Consider the following 24,087-nt stretch of genomic DNA (forward strand, 5'->3'; position numbering starts at 1 on the left):
CTGTGCCCCGCATTCTTATTGTCTGTAATCTTGGTTATTATGCCTGGATAATACGTGTACATCTCCATTAGCTCATTGAGAGGGAATAAAGAATGTATTATCCACAAATATATAGAGGCAAAATATCATCGTCAGAAACATTGGGTTTCAGTGCGATCAATAAATTGGTGGTGAATGGTCGTTTACAGCTAACCTCTCTTGGGCTAGAAGGCGATGAACAAGCGGAAACTCGCTTTCATGGTGGCGCTGATCGTGCGCTTTGCCATTATCCAGGTGAGCATTACCTATTTTGGAAAAGGCAATTTCCTGAATTGGCGGAATTATTTGCCTCCCCCTTGTTTGGTGAAAATATATCTACAGAAGGCATGACAGAAGATAATGTCTATATTGGTGATATTTTCCACTGGGGTGAAGCTCTGATTCAAGTAACTCAACCACGTTCTCCATGTTATAAACTCAATTTTATTACAAACATCAATGAGTTTGCTGCGATGATGCAAAATAATGGGCGATGTGGTTGGTTATATCGAGTTATCTCTCCTGGTTTGGTCAGTGCTGGTGAACCGATAAAACTGTTAAGCCGTAATAGCGATGTTTCTGTTAAGGAAGCTATTTCCATTGCTTTTCATAACCCATTTGATGAAGAGCTGTATCGTCGTTTAATGGGGGCGGCTGGGCTGTCTGCCAGTTGGAATCTGACGATGCAAAAGCGCATATTGCATGGAAAAATCGAGGATTTTAATCGTCGTTTATTGGGTAATTAACGGAATTTATATGCCAAAGGGGGGAAATGGATACCCTTTGGCATTGATATAGAATCGGCTGTTACGGATGAGCGATCAAGCCTACCGCTTCATAGACTTTATCCAAGGTTGCCTGAGCGCGAGCCTGAGCCTTGGCCGCACCTTCTGCCATAATTTGGTTAAGTAAAGCTTCATCATTACGGAAATGATGGAAACGTTCCTGTAAGCCTGTCAGCATTTCACTTACTGCGTCTGCGACGGCTCCTTTCAGATGGCCGTACATTTTACCTTCAAACTCGGCTTCTAATTCAGGAATAGTTTTACCTGTTACACCAGCGAGGATATCCAGTAAGTTGGAAACGCCGGGTTTGTTTTCCTGATCATAACGCACGCAAGGTGGCTCGTCAGAATCGGTAACCGCGCGTTTAATTTTCTTGGCGACGGATTTAGGGTCTTCCAGCAGAGCAATGACGTTATTGCGATTATCATCCGATTTCGACATTTTCTTGCTTGGATCTTGCAATGACATCACGCGAGCACCACCTGTTGGAATGAATGGCTCTGGAACAGTGAAAATATCGCCATATAAAGCGTTAAACCGCAGCGCCAAATCACGGGTTAATTCAAGGTGCTGCTTTTGGTCAATACCCACAGGGATCTGATTAGCCTGATAAAGCAAAATATCGGCAGCCATTAGAACCGGATAATCAAACAGGCCAGCATTGATATTTTCTGCATGGCGAGCTGATTTATCCTTGAACTGAGTCATACGGCTTAGTTCACCGAAATAAGCGTAGCAATTTAGCACCCAGCTTAACTGGGAATGTTGTGGCACGTGTGACTGAACGAAGATGGTACTTTTCTTTGGATCAATACCACAGGCAAGGTAAAGCGCCAGCGTGTCCAGCGTGCGTTTTTTCAGTTCATTAGGATCTTGACGCACGGTAATGGCGTGCTGGTTAACGATGCAATAGATGCAATCGTATTCATCTTGCATTTTAACCCACTGACGTAACGCCCCCATATAGTTACCGATGGTCAATTCACCGGAGGGTTGTGCGCCGCTGAATACAATAGGTTTTTGGGAGTTTGGTTTCATTGCAGTGGGTTCATTCATTTTATTAAGCTTCCTGTATTTTCAGACTGGATAATGGGTTCAAAGTGGATAGTCCAATAATTGGGAGTAAATCCGAAAAATGGTCCAATACATAATTTGGGTGGCTCGATGCTATCGACTCTCCGTAGTTATAGCCATAGGTTAAGCCAACACATGGGCAACCTGCCGCTTGCGCAGCCAAAATATCATTACGGGAATCGCCAACAAAAAGCAATTCTTCTTTATGCAAACCAAACATACCCATCGTTAGATAGAGTGGTGCGGGATGAGGCTTTTTCTCTTTAACATCGTCACCGCCGAGTACCAATGAAAAGTATTCACTGATACCTAATGATTCCAGCAATGGAGCAATAAAAGGGGTGGGTTTATTCGTAACAATCGCCATTGGCAAATGGTGGTTTGCCAGTTCTGCCAACGTTTCTTTTACCTGGGGAAACAGTTGGCTGCCTGTGGTTACACTGGTTTCATAAAACTTATCAAACAACTTGCGTGTTTCGCTATGCAATTCGGCAGACAGTTCTGCTCCAGCCCACTTTAACGCGCGTTCAACCATGACATCAGCACCATTGCCTATCCAGACAGCGACGTGTTCCTTGCCCGCGGCGGGTAAGCCTTTGGCCATCAGAGCCTGATCCAAAGCATCAGCCAGACCGCCCGCACTGTCCACCAGTGTGCCATCCAAATCAAATGCAATGGCACGAATTCCTTTTACGACATCATTTTTCATTATGCTACCTTCGATAATTCGCGGCGCATCTCATCAATAACCGCTTTATAATCTGGCTGGCTGAAAATAGCTGAGCCGGCAACGAACATATCTGCGCCAGCTTGAGCTGCCGCAGCAATATTATTGGGTTTGATACCCCCATCAACTTCGAGACGGATATCGTATCCGCTGTTATCAATGATTTTGCGTACCTGACGCAGTTTTTTCAGTGTTTCTGGAATGAAAGATTGACCACCGAAACCTGGGTTAACAGACATCAACAGAATCACATCCAACTTATCTAATACATAATCAAGATAGCTAAGCGGCGTTGCTGGATTGAAAACCAAGCCCGCTTTGCAGCCATGTTCCTTGATAAGTTGCAGAGTGCGATCGATATGCTCACTCGCTTCAGGATGGAAAGTGATATAAGTTGCACCAGCCTGAGCAAAATCAGGAATAATGCGATCAACAGGTTTTACCATTAGGTGAACATCAATTGGCGCAGTAATGCCATAGTCGCGCAATGCCTGGCAGACCATTGGGCCAATCGTCAAATTTGGCACGTAATGGTTATCCATGACATCAAAGTGCACAACATCAGCACCTGCTGCCAACACCTTAGCGGTATCTTCACCTAATCGGGCAAAATCTGCAGATAGAATGGATGGGGCAATCAGAAAATCTTTCTTCATTGTTATCTTCTCCAATTCATTGTTTTATCCCCTGTTATTTCAGGGGCTGGAAACCTCAATCACTCCTGGCAGTATAACGCCAAAAGTTCATCAACTTTACTGCGGGCAAGAATATTTCTGCTTATTGTCCGGCGGGCTTTAACAATATAAAGGGAAGCCTGATGATACCATTCTCGTGTCATCGGAGTGTCATGGTTAGATATGAGTACCGGAATGCCTTTTTGAGACGAGATATGATAGGCGATATTCGCCAGATTTTCCTGATCGAGAAGGTTAAAACTATTTGTATGATAGGCGGTAAAATTAGCCGTAGCCGAAAGTGGGGCATACGGGGGATCACAATAAATCACCGAACCCTTTGAGGCATTGTTTAATGCTATTTCGTAAGGTTGGCAGATGAACGTGGCCTTTTGGGATTTTTCTGCAAACCAGTAAAGCTCATTTTCAGGAAAATAAGGCTTTTTATAGCGGCCAAAAGGCACATTAAATTCACCCCGTGAATTATAACGACAAAGTCCGTTATAGCAGTGGCGGTTCAGGTAAAGAAACAGCAAACTGCGGCGAAAAGGATCTTTGCTTTTGTTGAACTCTTCTCGCAGGCGATAGAAGTTTTCGGCAGTGTTGAACTCCGATGAAAATAATGGACGGGCATGATTAATAAATTCATCCGCACGAGATTTTACGGCATTGTACAGATTGATCAGATCGCTATTGATATCTGACAAAATGTAAGAATCATAATCGGTATTGAGAAATACCGAGCCTGCGCCAACAAATGGCTCAATCAAGCAATCGCCCTCTGGCAGATGACGTTTAATATCATCTACCAAGGGGTATTTTCCACCGGCCCATTTTAAGAAAGCGCGTTTTTTTTTCATGCCGTCAAATTAGTTATTCAATAATTTCAGAGCCGCAGATTGTACTCTGTTTAGGACAGCATATCAGCGCCTAATCAAAATAGTTTTATTTTTTCAGATCTTGCTGAACTTGTTGTAGTTTTCTGACCCAAGGCTTTTTAGCCTGAACTTCAGCAGGCAGTGCGGAAATGGCTCTTTTAGCATCAGAAACAGAACCATAATTACCGTGGATCAAGATAAACCATGTTTTGCCATCGCGTTTAGTCGCATAAACCTTGTAATTAGCAAGGTTATTTTTTTTCGCGAAGGCGCTTAAGGTATCAGAACGGCTGGCACTACTCAATTGTAGTGTGAATCGATTTGCGGGTGCTTTCAGCAGATCACCACCAGCATCGGCGATATGCTTTTTATTGGTCTGATATTGACTAGTTGCTTTGGAGTGATTGTCTTCTCTGGCCTTATTCTCTATTTTCGGTGGTGTAACTTTCTCTGGTTTGCTTGGCTCAACAGGTGAAGTCGTGGGTTTGGCCTGCGGTTGTGTCAGATTGTTTTGCACAGAATGATTAATGGTACTTTGTTGTTGATTCAAAGCATCGGAAATATCACCGGGTAACTCTATACGTTGATTGTAGCCACCCGTTCCAGTGTCGGGAGGAAGATCTTTGCTGGGTGTACTATTAATGGGTGGCGGACTGATTTCACGTGCGCCATGAGTTACTGGTTCTGACGGATTTTCTTGCTCGCTACCAGTGGAATTGGCAGAAAGCGAAGGAGAACCAGAAAGGTCAATACTCTTTTCCGCTGCATTTTGCTGTTTTTCATGCTCAGTGGGTGATTTTAATGCAGAGCTGATAGCAATAATCAGAAGTAAAAGTACCAAAATGCCAACACCGATCATTATTTGTTGGCGAGATATTGCGAGCTTAGGTTGATTAAATTGGCTTCTGGAACGCTGAGGATTGCGATCAGAAGTATCAGGCTTTAATTCACTTGCTGTTTTTTGTTTGTTTTCTGATTTTAATTCGTCCACATGCCCTCCTAACAGAGATAGTTCTGCCAATTGTTATTGAAGAGGTTTGGCAGTCTGACCTAACTAAAACCGATGATGCTTTATTTGATAATCTCGCTATTGTATAGCATAACAGCTAGAGAATAATTCATCATGCAGCTTTTGTTATCAGTGCAAATTTTGCCATATCCAGCAATTCCCTTCATCTTCCAAATTTCAGCCTGGCAGTAAAATTCACTGCCAGAGCAATAAGTTGGAATTAATTAGGGAGTACGTGTATCTAGCGGAGGGATAGCTGAGCTAGACGAATAGCATCCAAGATAACGTCTTTCCCAATATCAGAACGAAGTTGTGCTTCCCCAATAGCGGTCGGTAATACCAGATGCAGTTTCCCAGCAGAAACTTTTTTATCACGCATCATATGAGGTAAATAGGCCTCAGGGGACATTGCTTCTGGGCCATTGACAGGTAATTTTGCGCGTTCCAGCAAGCGGATGATACGTTGGGTATCCTGTTTTGCGAATGTGCCGACAAGTTCAGATGCTTTGGCCGCCATCACCATACCCGCAGCAACAGCATGACCATGCAGCCAGACGCCGTAACCCATTTCAGCCTCAATCGCATGTCCAAAGGTATGGCCAAGGTTTAACAGAGCCCGCATTCCACTGCGTTCTTGTTCATCAGCTGCAACAACCAACGCTTTAAGTTCGCAGCAACGACGGATGCAGTAAGCCATTGCCTGGTTGTCGAGGGCCAGTAATTTCTCAATATTCTCTTCAAACCAGCCAAAGAATTCGCCATCCAGAATGATGCCATATTTAATGACTTCAGCCAGACCTGAATATAACTCTTGAGCAGGTAATGTTTTCAGACAATTGAGATCGACAATAACTGAAGCTGGCTGGTAGAACGCGCCTATCATATTTTTGCCGAGGGGGTGGTTGACTCCTGTTTTTCCACCGACGGAAGAGTCAACCTGAGAGAGCAGCGTGGTGGGTACTTGGATGAAACGAACACCGCGTTGATAGCTAGCTGCGGCAAACCCCGTCATATCACCGATTACACCACCACCAAGGGCGATAAGCGTTGTGTCACGGCCATGATTATTTTCCAGCAAGGCGGAAAAAATGTCATTGAGCACAAAAAGTGATTTGTGCTGTTCACCGTCAGGCAAGATAACTGCATTTACCCGAAGATCCATTCTCTGCAATGTGGATTTCACCTGTTCGAGATACAGGGGAGCCAGCGTTTCGTTGGTCACAATCATGACTTGTTGACCCGCTTGCAGAGGCTTGAATGCCTCACTGTCAGAAAATAGCCCTTCGGCTATGGTAATTGGATAGCTTCTTTCACCTAACGTAACAGTCACTTGTTCCATATCAGCTTTTGCCTTATCGTTTGCCGCTGAGCGGACTCGCTATAATCAGTTTTTTTCCAGTAGTTCAATGATTTGGTTAGCGACGACTTTGGCGCTTTGCTCATCTGTGCGAATAGTCACGTCAGCAATTTCCTCATAAAGAGGATTGCGCTCATCAGCCAAATTCTCTAAAACTTCTCGTGCTGGTGCATCAACTTGAAGTAAAGGGCGTTTTTTATCGCGCTGGGTACGAGCCAACTGTTTTTCGATGGTTGTTTCTAAATAGACGACCACACCACGGGCAGACAGGCGATTGCGGGTTTCTTTTGATTTAACAGAACCCCCTCCAGTAGCCAATACGATGCCTTGTTTTTCAGTCAGTTCGTTTATTATTTTTTCTTCGCGATCGCGGAAGCCTTCTTCGCCTTCCACATCAAATACCCAGCCCACGTCAGCTCCGGTACGTCGCTCAATTTCTTGATCAGAGTCGTAAAACTCCATATTGAGTTGCTGAGCTAACTGACGACCAATAGTGCTTTTGCCGGCACCCATAGGCCCAACCAGAAAGATATTGCGTTTCTCTGCCATGTTTTTGGTATTACTAAGACTGTTTGTTAATGATAACCCGCCCCGCCAATCAGATTAGCCACGGGACCTAAACTGAAACCTCATGAGTGATAATGTGAGATCAGATAAGAAAATTATCTCAGCACATCAGCCTGTATTGCAACTATATAAATTTCGCCCGAACTGAATCACTGGGTTCATGCTTTTGCTGCAATTTGCAATCTGTTGGGTATAAGCTCTTGCTTGCGATATTAGATCTGCTCACTCAATTAGTTAATCCTTGTATGCTAAATTACTCTCAGCGTCAAATCCATAAACAGGCCAGACCAAGAAAAACAACACAATTACGTTATTAATGGATTGATTTTTATATTATATTTCTCTCTGGTTAAATATCGGTCAGTTGAGGTGTAATAAAAATTACGAGTTCCCGACGGCTATGTTTTTCTCCTTGTTGGTTAAATAATGCCCCCAATAGGGGCAGATCTGACAAATAAGGAACTTTTTGTAAACTCGCGGTTTTTTTCTGTTGGAAGATCCCTCCGAGAATCAAGGTCTCTCCATTTCTAATGGTAACTTGGGTTATTATCTCTTGTTTATCGATAGATAAATTTTCATTTCCTCCTTGGTTGATGGGAAAACCAGGTGCATTCTGACTAATTTTCAACGCGAGCCGGATTTTTCCCTGCCTTAAAATATGGGGAGTCACTTCCATGCCCAATACCGCCTCTTTAAATTGAACGGTAGTTTTGTCCTTATCCTGAACAATATAGGGAATATCAGAACCTTGCTTGATACTGGCTGTTTGCTGGTGTGAAGCGGTTAGTCGTGGGCTGGCAATGATATCAAGCTGGTTTTCCTGCTCTAGTGCACTGAGTTCCAGTTCTAGTAAGTTTGCGTGAATGCGGGCGGTATTTAGTACCAGCCTATGGCGCTGGTTGCCAGCGGGTTGATGGAGATTTAAGCGGTTTAGACCTATTGATTGATGATGTGGATCGGCGTTTACTCCCCAGTGAATCCCCAATTCATGCAAAGCTTCCTGACTGCTGGTAACAATATGAGCAGTAATCTGTACTTGTTGCTGTGGGGTATCGACTTCTTTCAGCCAGTTTTTAATACGGGTAATGGCATCAAATTTATCTTCCAGGATCAGGCTGTTGGTTAAGGGATCGTGTTCAACCTTTCCCCATTTTGTCAGTAGTGCGGGATGATTTTGCTGTAATTGTTCTGCCACTTGCCCTGCATCGGCGTATTGCAAAGTAATAGCCTGATATTCGATCTCTTGTTCTTGCTCATTTTGCTCTGCCGGAGAAAAATCCGTGGCATTCTCTATCATCGGAGGCTGGAACGGATCTCTTATTGGCATTTCGAAATTTGGTTCTTCTCCGGTAAAACCCAATAGGGGAAATAAGAGACAGCTTAGGAGAAGCAAAGAATAGCGGTTCATGCTTTCTCCTTATCTGAAAAAACCATGTGAACCATTAGGTTATCATCGGCAGGTGTAATGGTGATGTGCTTAATTAATAACGGTGGCTGCAATTTTTGCATTTCATTCAAGAAATGCAAAAATTGGCCGTAATTTAGCGACAGCATGATATGCAAGAAAACGTGTTCGTTTTCTTTGTGGATTTTCCACTCCATTAGCTGACTACCGGAATGGGTTAGTGGAATATGCAGTCGTTTGAGTATGGTGGTATGATTTTTTGAGGATGAAAGAGGGTCATTTTCAGCAAGGCTTGTGGTCATATGCTGGATCTGCTGTTGCGTTTCAGGCAAAGAGGGGAGTTCAGCAAGCTTTTGCTGAGAGAGTACCGTATTGTGTTGCTGCTGCTTAATATTGCTCTGGAGGGTATGAATTTCATATCTATTTTTCTGCCAAACCAAAAAGTAGAACCCCAACAGCAGTGAAATAATAAGCAATTGCTGCAAGACAAGCTGTTGCCAGACAGGTCGATAAAACCATTCAAGATAATTATTTCTCATCGGACTCTCCCATCAACCAATTTGCATCAATGGTAAAAACCTTGAAATGATCTTCTGTCGTGGTCATTTTGCTAAGTTGCACATTGATAAGTGAAGTGTCGTCAGTCAGGTTATCCAACAAATTGGAGATATCTGTATAGTTTTGACTGCGAGCGGTAAAAATTAATTGTCCACTGTCGTCACTAAATGCAGTCAGCCAACTGTTCTCTGGTAGCAAATGAGGAAGCCGACGAAATAGCTGTAAATAACGTTGATTCTGTTCCATGAATAGGCGTTTTTTCCGTAATTGTTGTGACAATTGTTGATGCTGTTGCACGGCTTGGTCTGTTGCGCTGATAGTTTGTTGTAATTGAGTCAATTGGTGAGTCATTTCCGTTAATTGTCCGCGATATTGTTTAATCTGGTTTGTTTGCAGCGTAGACATAAACACCAATACTGCTGTCCACAATGTCAGTTGTAGGCAAAGTAATGCCCCCCATGTTTGGCACTGACGTTTCAGCCTTTTCTGCCGCCAGGGTAAGAAATTGACTTGATGCATCACTGATCACTCGGCCTGAGCGCTAAACCGGCGGCAATAATGAACGCATTCGTTTTATCTGGCAGCGGGGGATGATAATGACGGAACGCCATTAAGAGTTGCCAGATCTTGGCCGATTTTGTTGATACTGATGTCGATTGCTCTTCATCGCTGTAATAAATTGCATAATCTTCGGTTTCTGGTGTCATGGGGAGCTTGTTGATGATCTGGGCCAGATGGGAACCTGGTTGTGAAGTTATCAGGCCATAACTGAAAGGTCGGTTAGTCGGGGCGACCCATAGCCAATCTGTCATACGTTTGTGAACCAACCAACTGTCGTCAGGTACTCCTGCAAGTTTGGCGACATAACGCAATGCACAAGGGGCAATATCGATGGCATCAAGGGATAAATTGATCTCCGCAAACAAATTCAGCCAGAGGTTGAGATCTTTTTGACGGGTTGCACTGATACAAATGTGCTGACCATGGACACGATAATCCAACGCTAGGTCACTGGCAGGAAATTGTTTTTCAGCATTGGCGTGCACAAACCAGCCGAGTTCTGGCTCCTGCAAAGCAGTATAGTCAGGCACGGCGATCTGGCGCTGTAAGGTTTGTTGAACAGGGAGGGCTAATCTTAAGCTAAGATTATTAGGTAATATTTTTCGCCATTGCATTAAAATGCGGAGTAATTTTTCAGGATCTTGTAGCCGTCCTCCTGAAATAATCTCGCTGGATAAGTGATATTGCCAGCAATGCCGAAGTTGCCAACCGTCACGGCGTTTAATGGCAGCAAGAGCGCGGATGTAATGATCTTGGACATCCAATCCGATATACCATTTAGGTGGATACATATAGAGATCTCCTTATCTACTATCAACGAAAACATCAAGTTAATGAAAACCTAATGAAACATGAAAGCGGGATTGGTAAAGGTGATATCTAATTGTACATATCGTTATTGTACATATAGTGTTGTACAGCCCTTATACTAATCCCTTTATACTAAGCCTTTTATACTACGTACTGATCGTTTATAAACTGCCCGATTAACATGGCGTGAGAAATTTCAGGTGAAGTTCATAAAGTATTTTTTGATCCTTATTGTCGTTTGCATTTTATTGGGAGTTGCCTCGATTTTTGGTTTGTACAAATACATCGAGCCACAGCTTCCCGATGTTGCGACGCTAAAGGATGTCCGATTACAAACACCGATGCAGGTGTTCAGTGCTGATGGCGAATTAATAGCCCAATATGGTGAAAAACGCCGTTTACCCCTTACCTTGTCAGAAATCCCTCCCCTAATGGAGAAAGCCTTTATTGCTACGGAAGATAGCCGTTTTTATGAACACCACGGTGTTGATCCCATCGGGATTATCCGTGCTGTTTCTGTGGTAATGACTTCCGGTCATGCTTCGCAAGGAGCGAGTACCATCACTCAGCAGCTTGCGCGAAACTTTTTTCTTAGCCGAGAAAAAACATTGATACGTAAAGCAAAAGAGGCATTTCTGGCGATTAAGATCGAACAATTATTAACTAAGGATGAAATCCTGGAGTTGTATCTCAACAAGATCTATCTCGGCTATCGTGCTTATGGTGTTGGTGCTGCGGCTCATGTCTATTTTGGCAAGAACGTCAACGAGTTGACATTGGGTGAAATGGCGATGATTGCTGGCTTGCCGAAGGCGCCTTCAACGTTTAACCCACTTTATTCTTATGATCGCGCGATCAGCCGCCGCAATGTAGTATTGAGCAGGATGCTGGAAGAGGGATATATCTCTCGGCGCCAGTACGATGAAGCCAGAGAAGAAAAATTGGTTGCCCGTTATCACGCGCCACAAATCGTTTTTTCTGCGCCTTATCTGACAGAAATGGCCCGTCAGGAAATGATCAATCGTTATGGTGAAAATGCTTATACAGATGGTTATAAGGTCTATACCACTATCACACGCAAAACCCAGTTAGCGGCTGTGAACGCGGTTCGTTCCAATGTGATTGACTATGATGTCCGTCACGGTTACCGCGGCCCCCAGGAAGTGTTGTGGAAAGCCAATCAGCCAGCATGGAGCCAAACGCAGATTATCGATAAGCTGAAAACCTTGCCTAAATATGGTCCTCTGGTGCCGGCCATTGTGACAAACTCCAGCCCTAACCAGGCACAAGTGATGCTGGTGGATGGCAACAAAGTTGAGTTAACAATGGCAGGCGTGCGCTGGGCGCGTCCATTTAAAACCGACAGCTTACAAGGCGCTGTACCACATAGTGTCAATGAAGTTATTCGGGCTGGCGAACAAATTTGGATCAGAAAAGTCAATGATACCTGGTGGTTGGCTCAACTTCCCGACGTTAATGCGGCGCTGGTTTCCATCAATCCGATGAATGGTGCGATAGAAGCGTTGGTCGGTGGATTTGATTTTGAATTGAGTAAATTTAACCGTGTGACACAATCGTTGCGTCAGGTTGGTTCCAATATCAAGCCATTCCTGTATACCGCCGCAATGGATAAAGGGCTGACGCTGGCTTCATTGCTGAATGATGCACCAATCAGCCGTTGGGATGCCGGAGCAGGGACGGATTGGCGTCCGAAAAACTCCCCGCAGTCTTACGATGGGCCAATTCGTTTGCGTCAGGGGTTAGGGCAATCCAAAAACGTAGTAATGGTTCGAGCTATGCGTGCGATGGGGGTTGATTATGCTGCTGATTACTTAAAGCGTTTTGGTTTACCGAGTGAAAACGTTGTACGCACAGAATCTTTGGCTCTGGGTTCCCCTTCATTTACGCCGCTACAGTTAGTACGCGGTTATGCTGTGATGGCAAACGGTGGTTATCTGGTTGATCCTTACTTCATCAGCAAAATTGAGAATGATGAAGGAAAAGTGTTGTTTGAAGCGAAACCTAAACTTGCTTGTCCACAGTGCGAAAACATTCCGGTGATTTATGGTGAAACAGCACGTTCCATCGAATTATCTGAAGATTCCATTGAGAACGTGGCGCATTCTGATGTTCCGCAAAATCCAGCTTTACCGCCACAACCGGAGTTAGAAAGCGTATCGGGAAACATTAACGTAGATGATCAACAGTATGCCCCCCACGTTATCAGTACACCGCTGGCGTTCCTTATTCATGATGCCTTGAAGACCAATATCTTTGGTGAGCCAGGTTGGATGGGTACGGGCTGGCGTGCTGCCCGTGATTTGAAGCGCCGTGATATTGGTGGCAAAACCGGGACGACCAACAGCTCAAAAGATGCGTGGTTCTCTGGTTATGGCCCAGATAGGGTAGCAACAGCCTGGATTGGTTTTGACGAACATAGCCGAAGTTTGGGGCGCACTCCGGCATTAAAAGGTGAAGGTGGTGCGAAAACGGCTCAGCCAATCTGGGATGATTTTATGAAAGCAGCATTGGCAGGTGTTCCTGAGAAAGTCATGGAACCCCCTGCTGGTATTGTTTCTGTCACGATAGATCGGGCAACAGGCAAGCTAGCTAACGGTGGCAGCAATACCCGTAAAGAATATTTCATTGATGGCACTCAGCCGACGGAATATGCCGTACCTGATGTGGGTACGACGGTCACTGAAAATGGTGAAAGCCGTGAATTATTCTGATTGATCGGCCTGTAACCAAAATAACGGAACTGAAAGATAAAAAGGCCTTGCTAGGGAACTGGCAAGGCCTTTTGTTATTTACTGGGGAAGATATGATTATGATGCGAATTAATTTTGCAGGTGTAGTTAATTTGTTTATTTATTATTTTTAATAAGCTGAGTTATTTTTCATAAATATCATTAAAATTATTACATGTACCAAATTAAACCTTACTCTGTTTAGGTGTTTATTCTTTATCTCTGTATTTCACTTAAAACGAGTATAAAATGGGTATTGGGATAGCAATTGCATACTCATTTTTAAAGAATGCATTAATTAATGTTTCCTATTATTTTTTTGTTTGCAGGTAGCGTTGAGCAAAAAATAGGGCGCTGACATTTCTGGCTTCATTGAAATCGGGGTGCTCCAATAGTGACATCATGTCAGAGATTGGCCAGCGTTTCTGCACTAGTGGTTCGGGTTCATCTCCTTCCAAACATTCTGGATAAAGATCATGCGCAATCATGATATTCATCTGGCTGGAAAAGTAGGACGGTGCCATCGTCAATTTCGTCAACAGCTCCAGTTTTCCTGCACCGAAACCAATTTCTTCCTTCAATTCACGATTGGCGGCTGCAAAAATACTCTCGCCAGCATCAATAGCACCTTTTGGAAAACCTAATTCATATTGTTCAATGCCAACGGCATATTCGTGAATCAGAATTAATTCATCGCCGATAATCGGAATAATTAGAACTGCTTCACGATTTGTCGGTTTCATTCGTTCATAAACGCGTTTCACACCATTGCTAAATTCAAGATCAACAGATTGAATATTGAATAAGCGCGAGCGGGCAACGTCATTTATATTCAGAATCTTAGGTTTTTTCAGATCAATCATGCTTGCCCCTGATGGTTGTCATATACCGGATAATTGCAAATAATAATGCGCTAAATCACTTAAATATTACTGTATTTTTTAAGTGTTATGATGAAATGGTTACGCATTCAAACTTTGCTTTAATATGGCGGATTATGTTAGTAAATGATAGCGATTATCGCTTGAATGTATTTTTGTTGCTATCTTACTGACTCTTGCAAAAAGACGTTAGTTTATGGAAAGGTATGAGAAAAATTATATAACCTTTTGTAAATAAAATTAAAAATAGAAGACAAGAATAGGAATAGCCTGATTTTGGGTGTTTCATGAGATTGTTATTCTGCTGATCTCTGTACTGCTGTTATGAGCATGGGGAAAAAATGAGCTCATTGGTCATTATATTGGCTATTTTTATCATTAGCCTGATTATAATGGCTTCCTTTCTGATTTTCAGATGGAGGCGGCTTGGTAACGCGTGTTATCTACAGTCAATGACTAAAACTGTCAGCCGTAAACTGGATACTGATGAATACCAGGCCATAGAATCTTACTTGCGAAATATCCGTCTTCTGATGAAACCGAATAGCAGACACAGGGCGGATTATCCGGCACTACCTGCTAAACATGATAATGTTTATACCATCACGCATCCGATTAGCCGTTTCTCTACTGCAACGGATGGGGAGCACCATTGGCGTTATTATCTTGGTGAAACAGAAATACATTTACCTGTGTTGTTTGAGCCATTTATTAAGCAGCAAAACACAATAGAGATTGTTCGAACCTCATCAATCCCGCTTGTTATCGCGGTTAATGGTCACTTTTTGCAAGATTATCAGCAAGATCTGTTCATGACGAGAGTAACGGCAAAAACCGAACATGCCTCCATTCAAAAAAATGGCAATTCAAGTGCTAAATTACTGCATATCCGCAAGGAAACATTAGAAGAATATCGTTTACGAAAATCAACGGGCGTTCAGGGAATTATCCTGATGTGTGTTGGTTTATCATTGTGGTTTTTGGCTCTTTTTGTGCCCATTCCGATGCTGCCGTGGTTAATGCTGGTGGCATTTTTGTTGATTCTAGGCAGTTTTTGGTCACATTTTCGATTGCCATCTGGTCGAAAATTAGCTAGCGTCCATTGTTTCAATGGCATTCCGAAACGATGGGGAATATTTAGCGAATTTGAGCCGGAGCAAAGAAAAAATATCTCTCTGGGCGGCATTGATCTGATTTATCCCTTACATTGGGAGCCTTATATTTCCCATGATCTTGATCAGAATACCGATATTGACATTTACACCAACTGCCATGTTGTGCGGCAAGGGCGCTATCTCTCTTTGCATGAAGAAGAGAAGCACTATCCTTATCAGCGTAGTAGCAAGAATGTGATGTTGGTGGTTTTCTCTGTATTCGTCATGCTGTTGCTTTACTTTTACCAGCCGGTGAACTTATCCATGCGGCTGAGTTTTGCCTGGTTATATGGCAGTAATACCAAGGTTATTACCAGCTTTCATGAGCTACAAAATATGCCGTTGAAGGAAGGGGATGTATTAAAGGTCAAAGGTGTTGGGATGTGTTATGTTCCCCCTAATATCATGCCCAAAGCCAATATAACAATATTCGCACCATTTGATTGTATGGGTATCTATTGGAATAGTGAAATTCCATTACCTATGCTGGAATCTGAAGTTGTCGAAAGTGCTTCAGCACTGATTACAGCGGTTGGTGAGCAATTACATCCAGTTGAACGTAAAAGTAATCCTGGCCTGAATGCAGCCATTGCCAAATCGGGTATGATTTTGCTCGACAATTTTTCACAAATCATTTTGAAAACACAAAAGTTGTGCCAAAACGATGCTGAGTGTGACCGTTTGAAAAATGCATTGGTCAATTTGGGAAATGCCAAAAGTTGGGCCAACTTGTTAAAAGCCGCAGAAAGCGGCAAGCTGGACGGCACCAAGGTGCTATTGCGTTCTGTCAGTGCTAATGCGTTGGAAAAACTGGTTGATTCGACTACAGCATCATTTATCTATCGCGAGATTGATAGAATGGTCATTCTTATAAACAGCCCATCTCCGGGAGGCGTTTTATTGCTGAGTGATGAGGGGAAAACTTTAGTGGAATACCCGATGCGGACACACTATATATACGAACACTCAGCTTTAGATCGGTGGCGGGAATTACAGGGGTTGTTAGAACTGTTGATGAAGACACCATTTGAAACAGAGGGGATTGTGACAAAATTGTCAGAAGATCCCAATGGGACGCGCCATATCATGTTGCATCGTGAACCGGATTCCACATCGATTATTCGTTACCTGGGAAGTTGCCTGCTGCTGGTGATCTTGCTGGTAACGTTGATCGTCAACGTCATATTGATTATCAAGAAAAAGCACAAGAACCGATGGCGTCTCCAACATATTACCCAATACTACGATAACTGTTTTAATGGGAGAAATATCCATGCAGAATTCAGACACTGATCAGGCTGTTCGCCTTGATAAATGGCTGTGGGCTGCCCGTTTTTATAAAACCCGTTCCCTCGCACGTGAAATGATTGAAGGGGGAAAAGTCCATTATAATGGGCAACGGAGTAAGCCGAGTAAGCTGGTTGAATTGAATGCAGAGATTAAACTGCGTCAGGGAAATGATGAAAAAACGGTGATCGTCTTGGCATTGTGCAGTCACAGACGGAGTGCTACCGAAGCCCAGCAACTTTATCAGGAAACGGCGGAGAGCATTATCAATCGGGAAAAAATGGCATTAGCTCGTAAAATGAATGCACTCACGATGCCGCATCCTGCTCGTCGTCCAGATAAAAAAGAACGGCGTACACTAATAAAATTCAAAAACGCAAAATTAAATGAGTCGGAAAATACTTAATCGATTTTAAGTTGCATCCAATAAAAACGGGCAATTTAAAAGACGAAGGGGACAACCGCCTCAGTGAAATGAGAGAGATTTATGACCAAGCATGACCAATTACACCGCTTTTTATTTGCAAGCCATTCTGTCAGGGGGGAACTTGTTTCCGTTAGTGAAACTTACCAACGGATGCTGGAGAATCATCATTTTCCCCAACCGGTACAGCAGCTATTGGGTGAATTGTTGGTCGCAACCAGCCTGTTAACCGCTACCTTGAAATTCAATGGGGATATCACGGTACAGATTCAGGGGGATGGGCCGGTCAAACTGGCGGTGATTAATGGTAACAACCTGCAACAAATGCGTGGTACGGCGCGCATCGATGGTGAAGTGAATGCCGCAAGTAGCCTGCACGATATGATCGGCAATGGTTATATGGTGATCACGGTGACTCCAACAGAAGGGGAACGTTATCAGGGGGTTGTGGCGCTGGAAGGCAATACGCTGGCAGAATGTCTGGATGCGTATTTCAAACAGTCAGAGCAGTTACCAACTCGCCTGTTTATCCGTACTGGGATGCAGGATGGAAAAATAGCCGCAGGTGGCATGTTATTGCAGATCTTGCCTGGGGCACAGGAAGGCAGCGAAGAGATGCTTGACCATTTGGTGCAACTAACTGCAACCATTAAGGGTGAAGAGTTGTTTACGCTGGATGCGAAAGAGATTTTGCATCGCCTTTATCATGAAGAAGATGTCACGCTATATGAACCTCAGCAAGTTGCATTTCGTTGCACCTGTTCCCAGCAACGTTGCGCTGATACCCTGGTGACATTATCGGAAGCCGATCTACAGGAAATGTTGCACAACGATGGCAAAATTGACATGCAATGTGAATTCTGTGGTATGCATTATGTTTTCGACGAGAAAGATATCAACGCAATAAAAGCTGCAAAAACAGAGCGGTTGCACTAATTAAGTTTCATAGGGCGTTATATACGCCCTTTTTATTACGAATGACTTTGTCATTCCGTGTCCTGTGTCTCATATAAACTTAAAAAAAATAATGTGATTTCAATTTTTTGATAACAATCGCTGTTAATTAGTCATAATTATTTATTATCCCCCACAGAGATAAAGTATAACCGACCAGGAGCAACAAATGAGCGTTACAGGCATTACTGAGCAGGAACTTGCGGTTTATGGTATTCATGGTGTTAGTGAAATTGTCTATAACCCAAGTTATGAACTGTTATTCTCTGAAGAAACTCAACCCACGCTACAAGGGTATGAGCGTGGCACATTGACTAACCTCGGTGCTGTCGCGGTAGATACAGGTATTTTCACGGGGCGTTCACCGAAAGATAAATATATTGTCCGTGATGAAGTGACCCGCGACACCGTATGGTGGGCTGATCAGGGCAAAGGAAAGAACGATAATAAACCGCTCAATCAGGAAACCTGGTCTCATCTAAAAGGTTTGGTTACTCAGCAGCTGTCAGGCAAACGTTTGTTTGTGGTTGATGCTTTTTGCGGAGCCAATGCGGATACGCGTCTGAAAGTGCGTTTTATCACTGAAGTGGCGTGGCAGGCGCATTTTGTGAAAAATATGTTTATCCGCCCATCAGACCAAGAATTAGTTGGCTTCACACCTGATTTTATTGTGATGAACGGCGCTAAATGCACCAACCCACAATGGAAAGAACAGGGGCTGAATTCTGAAAACTTTGTTGCTTTTAACCTGACAGAGCGTATGCAGTTAATTGGTGGTACCTGGTACGGTGGTGAAATGAAAAAAGGGATGTTCTCAATGATGAACTACCTGTTACCACTAAAAGGTATTGCTTCTATGCACTGTTCTGCCAACGTGGGTGAAGCGGGGGATGTTGCTATTTTCTTTGGTCTTTCTGGGACAGGGAAAACCACGCTTTCCACTGATCCGAAACGTCAGTTAATCGGTGATGATGAACATGGCTGGGACGATGACGGCGTGTTTAATTTTGAAGGTGGTTGCTACGCAAAAACTATCAATTTGTCCAAAGAGGCTGAGCCGGATATCTATCACGCCATTCGTCGTGATGCCCTGTTGGAAAACGTCACTGTACTGGCGGATGGTACGGTTGATTTCAACGATGGTTCCAAAACAGAAAATACCCGTGTTTCTTACCCGATTTACCATATTGAAAATATCGTTAAACCGATCTCAAAAGCAGGGCACGCAACTAAGGTTATTTTCCTGATCGCAGATGCTTTCGGTGTACTGCCTCCGGTTTCCCGCTTGACTCCAGAACAAACCCAATATCATTTCCTGTCTGGCTTCACGGCAAAATTGGCGGGCACTGAGCGCGGTGTGACAGAGCCTACACCTACTTTCTCTGCTTGCTTTGGCGCGGCATTCCTGTCACTGCATCCGACGCAATATGCGGAAGTTCTGGTTAAACGTATGCAGTCATCGGGCGCGAAAGCCTATCTGGTTAATACTGGCTGGAATGGCACGGGTAAGCGTATTTCCATCAAAGATACCCGTGCGATTATTGATGCGATTCTCAGTGGTGACATTGAAGATGCGGATACCATTCAACTGCCGATTTTTGATTTGGCCGTACCAACGACCTTGCCAGGTGTAGATACTCACATTTTGGACCCACGCAATACCTATGGCGATAAATCCGAATGGGATGTGAAGGCAAAAGATTTGGCCCAGCGCTTTATCGATAATTTTGATAAGTATACTGATACCGCTGCGGGTGCTGCATTGGTGAAAGCAGGCCCTAAACTGTAATGTAATTTTAAGTTTTCGATGAAAGAACTCTATTCGGTTGAGTAGAGTTCTTTTTCGAGACTGAACATCAGTTGGGGGGCAAGTCAAACAGCAATATCTCACTTTCTTGATTTGCAGTTAGCTGAAGGTGGGATTCATCCCAAATAGCGACACCATCGCTGGTGGTAGCCCGCACTCCATTGATTATCACTTCACCGCGAACGACCTGGATCCAGATGTTTCGTGTTTTTTCCATGTCATATTCACCATCTTCGCCGTTTTTTAATGTCCAACGCCATAATGTCACATCCTGAAAAACTTTTAGGGACCCCGAACGGGCATCAGGAGAGAGAATTAATTGACGGTCTTCGATTGTATCAAAACGGTGTTGCTCATAACGGGGAGTGAGTCCTGTTTTTTCTGGCATGATCCAGATCTGGTAAAGATGCAGTTGGCTATCATGCTGTGGGTTATATTCTGAGTGACGGATGCCTGTTCCTGCACTCATAATCTGGAATTCTCCCGCAGACACGCTTCCTTTGTTCCCCATACTGTCTTGATGCTCCACCGTTCCAGACAGCACATAGGTCAATATTTCCATATCTTTGTGAGGATGCATACCGAATCCCTGACCAGCGTCAATCACATCTTCGTTAATGACCCTGAGAGCAGAAAATCCCATGAAATTCGCATCATAATAGTTGGCGAAGGAAAAAGTATGCCAACTGTCCAGCCAGCCATGATTGGCATGGCCCCGTTCTAAAGCTTGGCGTAAGTAGATCATTGCAAAACCCTTCAAAGTTTTTTTGGTAGTCTAGTTGAAGGCATGAAATATGAAAGACGGGAAATTTAATCTTAAATTTCAAAATATTTGAATAAAAATAAGCATAGCATATTGACTATTTACATAGGGATATATCTTTTACATATTTATTAGGGGCCATCCATGATGATTTATCACATGTTAAATACCCATCATTTTTTAATTGATCATCAACATAAAAAGACACAAATAAAGTAAGAATAAACCCTGTTATTGATATATAAGAAATATAACTTCCTATTTTTTTATTAAGGTTTTTTGTCCTATTTAACGCGATCATCAATAATGCATAAGCAAGATTAATAAGCAATGGACTAAACCAAATAAAACCCGCACTCTTCCATGAGAATGTAATAACGGTATCACGTCTAAAAAAACCAACATAATCACTCAATGAGAAAAAAACAAATAACAACGCCATAAAAAAAAGCAGAAAAACACCTAGATATATTTTTATTTTATTTGTATTAGCCACGGCTATATCTACCCCACATATTAAAAAATTGATCTGCCGTAGGTGTTCCTACAGGAATATTGTTTCTTTTACCGTTTTTTAAATTTTTAATTATGCTTTCGCTAATTTTAAAGTGATCATCTAACCAATATAAAGTAAACGAAACTCCAACCCCAAGAGCAAAAACGCCAAGAGATACAGACAGAAGACTCCATCCTATGGTTAAAAGTGGAGCAACTATGAACGTATTAGCCGCTGAAACAACACCTATTGATACAGCTAATTTTGCACCATCCATTGTTAGATTAACAAACAAATCAACCAGTCCATATTCATCTTTTAATATTAACTCAACTATTCTATATGCGGCTGAGAATACTATACCGAATCTAGCACCTTGCGCAATTCCAGCATCAATACCTAGTGTACCGACCCCAAAAGACACTATATGTGGATTATTAGCAAGGTATCTTGTGGCGTTTAAATAGTTTCGTACACCAGGGTAACCTGATAATTTTATATATCTTCTTCCATCCTTACCCAAATACTCTGTTGCGTCCACGCCGAAACTTTTTAAGTCATTTGCTATTCTTGCAACCCCAATAGAATCATAGATATTACCAGCAAATGATGAAACTGGATCAGTATATGAATAGATAGTTTTAATATTATTCTTCCATGAGTTATAAAAATTATGATCTAGTATCTTTATATAATTCATAGCTTCATCTTTTGTCAAGAAAGCGATAATCTCTTGGTTTAGTTTAAACTGATGTTCCAATTCCAATAGCATACGGTTATATTTTTGATCTTCTATTTGTTTTTTAAAGTTAAGATGATCTTCATATTTATAATCATCTTCAACAAATGTTCTTAAGCGTGGTTCATATTTCATTTTACAATTCCATTATATTATATATTTCATTTGAATTTTGTCTCATATGTTATCGGACTTCGCTATTTTTTCTTTATATTTCCTGAATTATTGTGAACTAGGTCAAGCTTTCCTATTGGAACATTACATTGTGTTTTGAGTTGTTCAACAAGATGGTAAGTACAGGCTATTATGTTGTAATTTCTGTTCACGCCTTAAATCCGTGGCAATCGCTTGTAGGCAGCATTGCACCGTCTATTTTCAAATAAAAACCGTAAGTTAAATCGCAATTTTTATATATACTTAATAAAAATTATTAATAATAAATCTATTAAAAGGATGTTTTTTTATATTTATATGTCTGTTTTTATTCTTATTTATATGTTAAGTTTTAAACTTAAGCTCTCAGATTGAATGATAAAAACTAGGATGGTATTTGTATGTCATACATGATTTATTTATCTTTAAATGGTAAAAAACAAGGCTTAATTTCTGCGGGGTGTTCAACCCCAGACTCAATAGGAAACAGGTATCAAAATGGACACGAAGATCAAATACAGGTATTGAGTTTAAACCATACAATAACGCGACAACAGAATGTCAGCCATCAGCCAATACAATTCATTAAACCAGTGGATAAATCATCACCATTATTAGCAATGGCGATAGATTCAAACGAATCTCTAAATGGTACTTTTGTTTTTTACAGAACGAGCCAAGCTGGTCAATTAGAATTATTCTATGAAGTAAAAATAACTGAAGCTACTATCACTGACATTTCCTGTGTATACCCACATTCTGTAAATAATTTCGATGCTATGCCATATGAAAAAGTCACACTAAACTATAAATCTATATCATGGAATCATATAACAGCAGGTACATCTGCCTATAGTATATGGGAAGACAGAGTATTGTAAAAAAACAAACTAAGCATATGTAACCATATGCTTAGTTTGATATTTTTAATTACAAAATTTCATATTCTTGACATATTTATTAGGTGCAATTAAAGAAGTTATTCTACATTTAACATAACCAGCTTTTTTTAATTTATGATCAGCATATATAGATACAGGAAAACTGGCCACGATAGATAATATAAAAACTAACACGCACAAATTCAAAAAAAACCATAAAATGGTGATGGTTTATTTACTAAACAATTCTTTATTGCAAAACCAAACATATAGTAAACTATGGGCAAGCCAAAACATGCAAAAAACACCCTCCAAGAAAAATATACTATGTCATTCATGTTAATGAATGACATGAAGTCCTTCCAAGAAAAATATAAAAATAGTGTTGTAATAAATAAGAAAAAAATTGACATAACTACACAAAAAATTCTATCTGGTAGAGTTATTTGAATTTTATTTTTTTATTAATCATATTTTACCTATAAAAAATTGGAGGTCTTGGCATATTATATTTGGGGTTTGCTAATTGCTCACGAAACCTTTTTTTTGCTTCTTCATTTCTTAATGCTTCTATGAGTTTCGTACTTACTTGATATTTATCATCAAGATAATATAATACACCAGCTACAACTAAACCAAAAACAAACAAACCTATAGCAACACCTATTAAACTAACCCCTGTCAATACATAAGCTGTGGATATTATTTTTCCTGCTATTAAAGTAGCTGATATAGAAACAATGGCTTTAGCCATATCCATAGTAATATTACCTAAGAAATTATGGATATCATATTCATCTCTCAACCATAATTCTAAAAGTCGATAAGCTCCGGCAACAATAATACAGCGCCTTGCTCCGTCAACAATACCATTTACCAGTCCTTTAGAACCTATTCCCATATCTATCATTTTTAAATTATTCACGCTATATTTTGCAGCAGTTAAAAATTTCCTAACCCCTGGTCGTTCTGTTAATTTTATGCATTTATTCCCATATTTATCAATATATTGAGTTGCTTTAACACCAAAATGACCACTAAGTTCATTAGCTATTTTAGCTAACGCATAAGCATCAAGAAAACTACCTGAAAAAGATGTTGCTACATCCGCACATGCAAAAACAGCATCTTTCCATGATGCATTTGGCTTAGGATTACATAGATTCTTCACAGCATTAATCGCTTCTTCTACTGTCAAAATCATATAAAACTCGACATTTTCGCCTAATTTTCTTTCAATTCCATCAAATTTTTTTCCATTTCTCGTCGATTAAAATCGTCCATCTGCTTTCGAAAATTAGTATGTTGTTTTAAATCAAAATCATCTGGAACATAGTCTTTTAAATGAGGATCATATTTCATTTTACAATTCCA

At 41.7% G+C, this 24,087-nt stretch carries 25 protein-coding genes; 7 read left to right on the forward strand and 18 right to left on the reverse strand.

Features of this window, described 5'->3' with window-relative positions; translation table 11 throughout:
• Positions 1-92: 92 nt before the first annotated feature.
• Entirely contained in the window at positions 93-764 is a 672-nt protein-coding gene (gene yiiM, locus WDV75_RS00240; RefSeq protein ID WP_189760224.1) for a 6-hydroxyaminopurine reductase, read from the forward strand.
• A gap of 61 nt (positions 765-825) precedes the next feature.
• On the opposite strand, the gene trpS is transcribed toward yiiM, so the two are convergent.
• From trpS to pilM, 11 genes are all read right to left on the reverse strand, one after another.
• On the reverse strand, positions 826-1,860 hold the full coding sequence (gene trpS / locus WDV75_RS00245) for a tryptophan--tRNA ligase (RefSeq protein WP_273571358.1): 1,035 nt from the start codon (positions 1,858-1,860) through the stop codon (positions 826-828).
• 4 nt (positions 1,861-1,864) lie between these two features.
• Positions 1,865-2,587, reverse strand: a complete 723-nt coding sequence (locus WDV75_RS00250; RefSeq protein WP_273571356.1) for a phosphoglycolate phosphatase — start codon at positions 2,585-2,587, stop codon at positions 1,865-1,867.
• Positions 2,587-3,261, reverse strand: coding sequence for a ribulose-phosphate 3-epimerase (gene rpe, locus WDV75_RS00255; RefSeq protein WP_273571354.1), 675 nt, complete (start codon positions 3,259-3,261; stop codon positions 2,587-2,589). Before rpe ends, WDV75_RS00250 begins: the two co-directional genes overlap by 1 nt.
• A gap of 59 nt (positions 3,262-3,320) precedes the next feature.
• A complete protein-coding gene (gene dam, locus WDV75_RS00260; RefSeq protein ID WP_273571353.1) occupies positions 3,321-4,139 on the reverse strand; it encodes an adenine-specific DNA-methyltransferase in 819 nt (272 codons plus the stop codon).
• Positions 4,140-4,224: 85 nt separating this feature from the next.
• Positions 4,225-5,148 carry an SPOR domain-containing protein gene (locus WDV75_RS00265; protein ID WP_273571351.1) on the reverse strand — a complete coding sequence of 308 codons (924 nt, stop codon included), beginning with the start codon at positions 5,146-5,148 and terminating at the stop codon, positions 4,225-4,227.
• 259 nt (positions 5,149-5,407) lie between these two features.
• Complete coding sequence (aroB, locus tag WDV75_RS00270) at positions 5,408-6,505, reverse strand: 3-dehydroquinate synthase (protein WP_273571349.1); 1,098 nt, start codon at positions 6,503-6,505, stop codon at positions 5,408-5,410.
• Between the two features lie 45 nt (positions 6,506-6,550).
• On the reverse strand, positions 6,551-7,072 hold the full coding sequence (aroK, locus tag WDV75_RS00275; RefSeq protein WP_038237472.1) for a shikimate kinase AroK: 522 nt from the start codon (positions 7,070-7,072) through the stop codon (positions 6,551-6,553).
• A 367-nt stretch (positions 7,073-7,439) separates the two neighbouring features.
• Positions 7,440-8,498 carry a secretin N-terminal domain-containing protein gene (locus WDV75_RS00280; protein WP_273571347.1) on the reverse strand — a complete coding sequence of 353 codons (1,059 nt, stop codon included), beginning with the start codon at positions 8,496-8,498 and terminating at the stop codon, positions 7,440-7,442.
• Positions 8,495-9,034: a hypothetical protein gene (locus tag WDV75_RS00285; RefSeq protein ID WP_273571345.1), complete on the reverse strand. Its 540-nt coding sequence runs from the start codon at positions 9,032-9,034 to the stop codon at positions 8,495-8,497. The genes WDV75_RS00280 and WDV75_RS00285 overlap by 4 nt, the downstream gene beginning before the upstream one ends.
• The gene (locus WDV75_RS00290) at positions 9,024-9,572 is read right to left on the reverse strand and encodes a PilN domain-containing protein (RefSeq protein ID WP_273571367.1); all 549 of its coding nucleotides are present in this window, start codon (positions 9,570-9,572) and stop codon (positions 9,024-9,026) included. The genes WDV75_RS00285 and WDV75_RS00290 overlap by 11 nt, the downstream gene beginning before the upstream one ends.
• Positions 9,572-10,405 (reverse strand): type IV pilus biogenesis protein PilM, encoded by an 834-nt coding sequence (gene pilM, locus WDV75_RS00295; protein WP_273571343.1) that lies wholly within the window; start codon positions 10,403-10,405, stop codon positions 9,572-9,574. The genes WDV75_RS00290 and pilM overlap by 1 nt, the downstream gene beginning before the upstream one ends.
• A 219-nt stretch (positions 10,406-10,624) precedes the next feature.
• Between pilM and mrcA the strand changes: the two genes are divergently transcribed.
• Complete coding sequence (gene mrcA, locus WDV75_RS00300) at positions 10,625-13,156, forward strand: peptidoglycan glycosyltransferase/peptidoglycan DD-transpeptidase MrcA (protein WP_273571341.1); 2,532 nt, start codon at positions 10,625-10,627, stop codon at positions 13,154-13,156.
• A 329-nt stretch (positions 13,157-13,485) separates the two neighbouring features.
• Here the strand turns inward: mrcA and nudE are convergent, their stop codons facing one another.
• Positions 13,486-14,037 carry an ADP compounds hydrolase NudE gene (gene nudE / locus WDV75_RS00305; protein ID WP_273571339.1) on the reverse strand — a complete coding sequence of 184 codons (552 nt, stop codon included), beginning with the start codon at positions 14,035-14,037 and terminating at the stop codon, positions 13,486-13,488.
• 410 nt (positions 14,038-14,447) lie between these two features.
• On the opposite strand from nudE, the gene WDV75_RS00310 reads away from it, so the two are divergent.
• The 4 genes from WDV75_RS00310 (at position 14,448) to pckA (ending at position 19,663) form a co-directional block, all read left to right on the forward strand.
• Entirely contained in the window at positions 14,448-16,502 is a 2,055-nt protein-coding gene (locus tag WDV75_RS00310; RefSeq protein WP_338861174.1) for an IgaA/UmoB family intracellular growth attenuator, read from the forward strand.
• On the forward strand, positions 16,483-16,902 hold the full coding sequence (gene hslR, locus WDV75_RS00315) for a ribosome-associated heat shock protein Hsp15 (RefSeq protein WP_273571335.1): 420 nt from the start codon (positions 16,483-16,485) through the stop codon (positions 16,900-16,902). The genes WDV75_RS00310 and hslR overlap by 20 nt, the downstream gene beginning before the upstream one ends.
• Positions 16,903-16,983: 81 nt before the next feature.
• Positions 16,984-17,856, forward strand: coding sequence for an Hsp33 family molecular chaperone HslO (hslO, locus tag WDV75_RS00320; RefSeq protein WP_273571333.1), 873 nt, complete (start codon positions 16,984-16,986; stop codon positions 17,854-17,856).
• Between the two features lie 187 nt (positions 17,857-18,043).
• Positions 18,044-19,663 carry a phosphoenolpyruvate carboxykinase (ATP) gene (pckA, locus tag WDV75_RS00325; RefSeq protein ID WP_273571332.1) on the forward strand — a complete coding sequence of 540 codons (1,620 nt, stop codon included), beginning with the start codon at positions 18,044-18,046 and terminating at the stop codon, positions 19,661-19,663.
• A 67-nt stretch (positions 19,664-19,730) separates the two neighbouring features.
• Here pckA and WDV75_RS00330 read toward each other — a convergent pair whose 3' ends face one another.
• From WDV75_RS00330 to WDV75_RS00340, 3 genes are all read right to left on the reverse strand, one after another.
• Positions 19,731-20,426, reverse strand: coding sequence for a pirin family protein (locus WDV75_RS00330; protein ID WP_273571330.1), 696 nt, complete (start codon positions 20,424-20,426; stop codon positions 19,731-19,733).
• Between the two features lie 115 nt (positions 20,427-20,541).
• Positions 20,542-20,940 carry a DUF1240 domain-containing protein gene (locus tag WDV75_RS00335; RefSeq protein WP_273571328.1) on the reverse strand — a complete coding sequence of 133 codons (399 nt, stop codon included), beginning with the start codon at positions 20,938-20,940 and terminating at the stop codon, positions 20,542-20,544.
• Entirely contained in the window at positions 20,933-21,814 is an 882-nt protein-coding gene (locus WDV75_RS00340; RefSeq protein WP_273571326.1) for a hypothetical protein, read from the reverse strand. Before WDV75_RS00340 ends, WDV75_RS00335 begins: the two co-directional genes overlap by 8 nt.
• 419 nt (positions 21,815-22,233) lie before the next feature.
• Between WDV75_RS00340 and WDV75_RS00345 the strand changes: the two genes are divergently transcribed.
• Entirely contained in the window at positions 22,234-22,713 is a 480-nt protein-coding gene (locus WDV75_RS00345) for an Hcp family type VI secretion system effector (protein ID WP_338860501.1), read from the forward strand.
• Positions 22,714-22,758: 45 nt separating this feature from the next.
• Here WDV75_RS00345 and WDV75_RS22050 read toward each other — a convergent pair whose 3' ends face one another.
• From WDV75_RS22050 to WDV75_RS00355, 3 genes are all read right to left on the reverse strand, one after another.
• Positions 22,759-22,908, reverse strand: a complete 150-nt coding sequence (locus WDV75_RS22050) for a DUF1240 domain-containing protein (RefSeq protein ID WP_422399056.1) — start codon at positions 22,906-22,908, stop codon at positions 22,759-22,761.
• Between the two features lie 280 nt (positions 22,909-23,188).
• On the reverse strand, positions 23,189-23,917 hold the full coding sequence (locus WDV75_RS00350; RefSeq protein ID WP_273572369.1) for a hypothetical protein: 729 nt from the start codon (positions 23,915-23,917) through the stop codon (positions 23,189-23,191).
• A gap of 20 nt (positions 23,918-23,937) precedes the next feature.
• Positions 23,938-24,075, reverse strand: coding sequence for a hypothetical protein (locus WDV75_RS00355; protein WP_273572370.1), 138 nt, complete (start codon positions 24,073-24,075; stop codon positions 23,938-23,940).
• Positions 24,076-24,087 lie beyond the last annotated feature (12 nt).

Origin of the sequence: Xenorhabdus griffiniae (assembly GCF_037265215.1) — a bacterium.
Lineage (GTDB): Bacteria > Pseudomonadota > Gammaproteobacteria > Enterobacterales > Enterobacteriaceae > Xenorhabdus > Xenorhabdus griffiniae.

Excerpts from the sequence above, each read along its gene's own strand:
- yiiM (WP_189760224.1), top strand. The coding sequence starts at position 93 with ATGTATTATCCACAAATATATAGAGGCAAAATATCATCGTCAGAAACA.
- trpS (WP_273571358.1), bottom strand. The coding sequence starts at position 1,860 with ATGAATGAACCCACTGCAATGAAACCAAACTCCCAAAAACCTATTGTA.
- WDV75_RS00250 (WP_273571356.1), bottom strand. The coding sequence starts at position 2,587 with ATGAAAAATGATGTCGTAAAAGGAATTCGTGCCATTGCATTTGATTTG.
- rpe (WP_273571354.1), bottom strand. The coding sequence starts at position 3,261 with ATGAAGAAAGATTTTCTGATTGCCCCATCCATTCTATCTGCAGATTTT.
- dam (WP_273571353.1), bottom strand. The coding sequence starts at position 4,139 with ATGAAAAAAAAACGCGCTTTCTTAAAATGGGCCGGTGGAAAATACCCC.
- aroB (WP_273571349.1), bottom strand. The coding sequence starts at position 6,505 with ATGGAACAAGTGACTGTTACGTTAGGTGAAAGAAGCTATCCAATTACC.
- aroK (WP_038237472.1), bottom strand. The coding sequence starts at position 7,072 with ATGGCAGAGAAACGCAATATCTTTCTGGTTGGGCCTATGGGTGCCGGC.
- WDV75_RS00280 (WP_273571347.1), bottom strand. The coding sequence starts at position 8,498 with ATGAACCGCTATTCTTTGCTTCTCCTAAGCTGTCTCTTATTTCCCCTA.
- WDV75_RS00285 (WP_273571345.1), bottom strand. The coding sequence starts at position 9,034 with ATGAGAAATAATTATCTTGAATGGTTTTATCGACCTGTCTGGCAACAG.
- WDV75_RS00290 (WP_273571367.1), bottom strand. The coding sequence starts at position 9,572 with ATGCATCAAGTCAATTTCTTACCCTGGCGGCAGAAAAGGCTGAAACGT.
- pilM (WP_273571343.1), bottom strand. The coding sequence starts at position 10,405 with ATGTATCCACCTAAATGGTATATCGGATTGGATGTCCAAGATCATTAC.
- nudE (WP_273571339.1), bottom strand. The coding sequence starts at position 14,037 with ATGATTGATCTGAAAAAACCTAAGATTCTGAATATAAATGACGTTGCC.
- WDV75_RS00310 (WP_338861174.1), top strand. The coding sequence starts at position 14,448 with ATGGCTTCCTTTCTGATTTTCAGATGGAGGCGGCTTGGTAACGCGTGT.
- hslR (WP_273571335.1), top strand. The coding sequence starts at position 16,483 with ATGCAGAATTCAGACACTGATCAGGCTGTTCGCCTTGATAAATGGCTG.
- hslO (WP_273571333.1), top strand. The coding sequence starts at position 16,984 with ATGACCAAGCATGACCAATTACACCGCTTTTTATTTGCAAGCCATTCT.
- pckA (WP_273571332.1), top strand. The coding sequence starts at position 18,044 with ATGAGCGTTACAGGCATTACTGAGCAGGAACTTGCGGTTTATGGTATT.
- WDV75_RS00330 (WP_273571330.1), bottom strand. The coding sequence starts at position 20,426 with ATGATCTACTTACGCCAAGCTTTAGAACGGGGCCATGCCAATCATGGC.
- WDV75_RS00340 (WP_273571326.1), bottom strand. The coding sequence starts at position 21,814 with ATGAAATATGAACCACGCTTAAGAACATTTGTTGAAGATGATTATAAA.
- WDV75_RS00345 (WP_338860501.1), top strand. The coding sequence starts at position 22,234 with ATGTCATACATGATTTATTTATCTTTAAATGGTAAAAAACAAGGCTTA.
- WDV75_RS00350 (WP_273572369.1), bottom strand. The coding sequence starts at position 23,917 with ATGATTTTGACAGTAGAAGAAGCGATTAATGCTGTGAAGAATCTATGT.
- WDV75_RS00355 (WP_273572370.1), bottom strand. The coding sequence starts at position 24,075 with ATGAAATATGATCCTCATTTAAAAGACTATGTTCCAGATGATTTTGAT.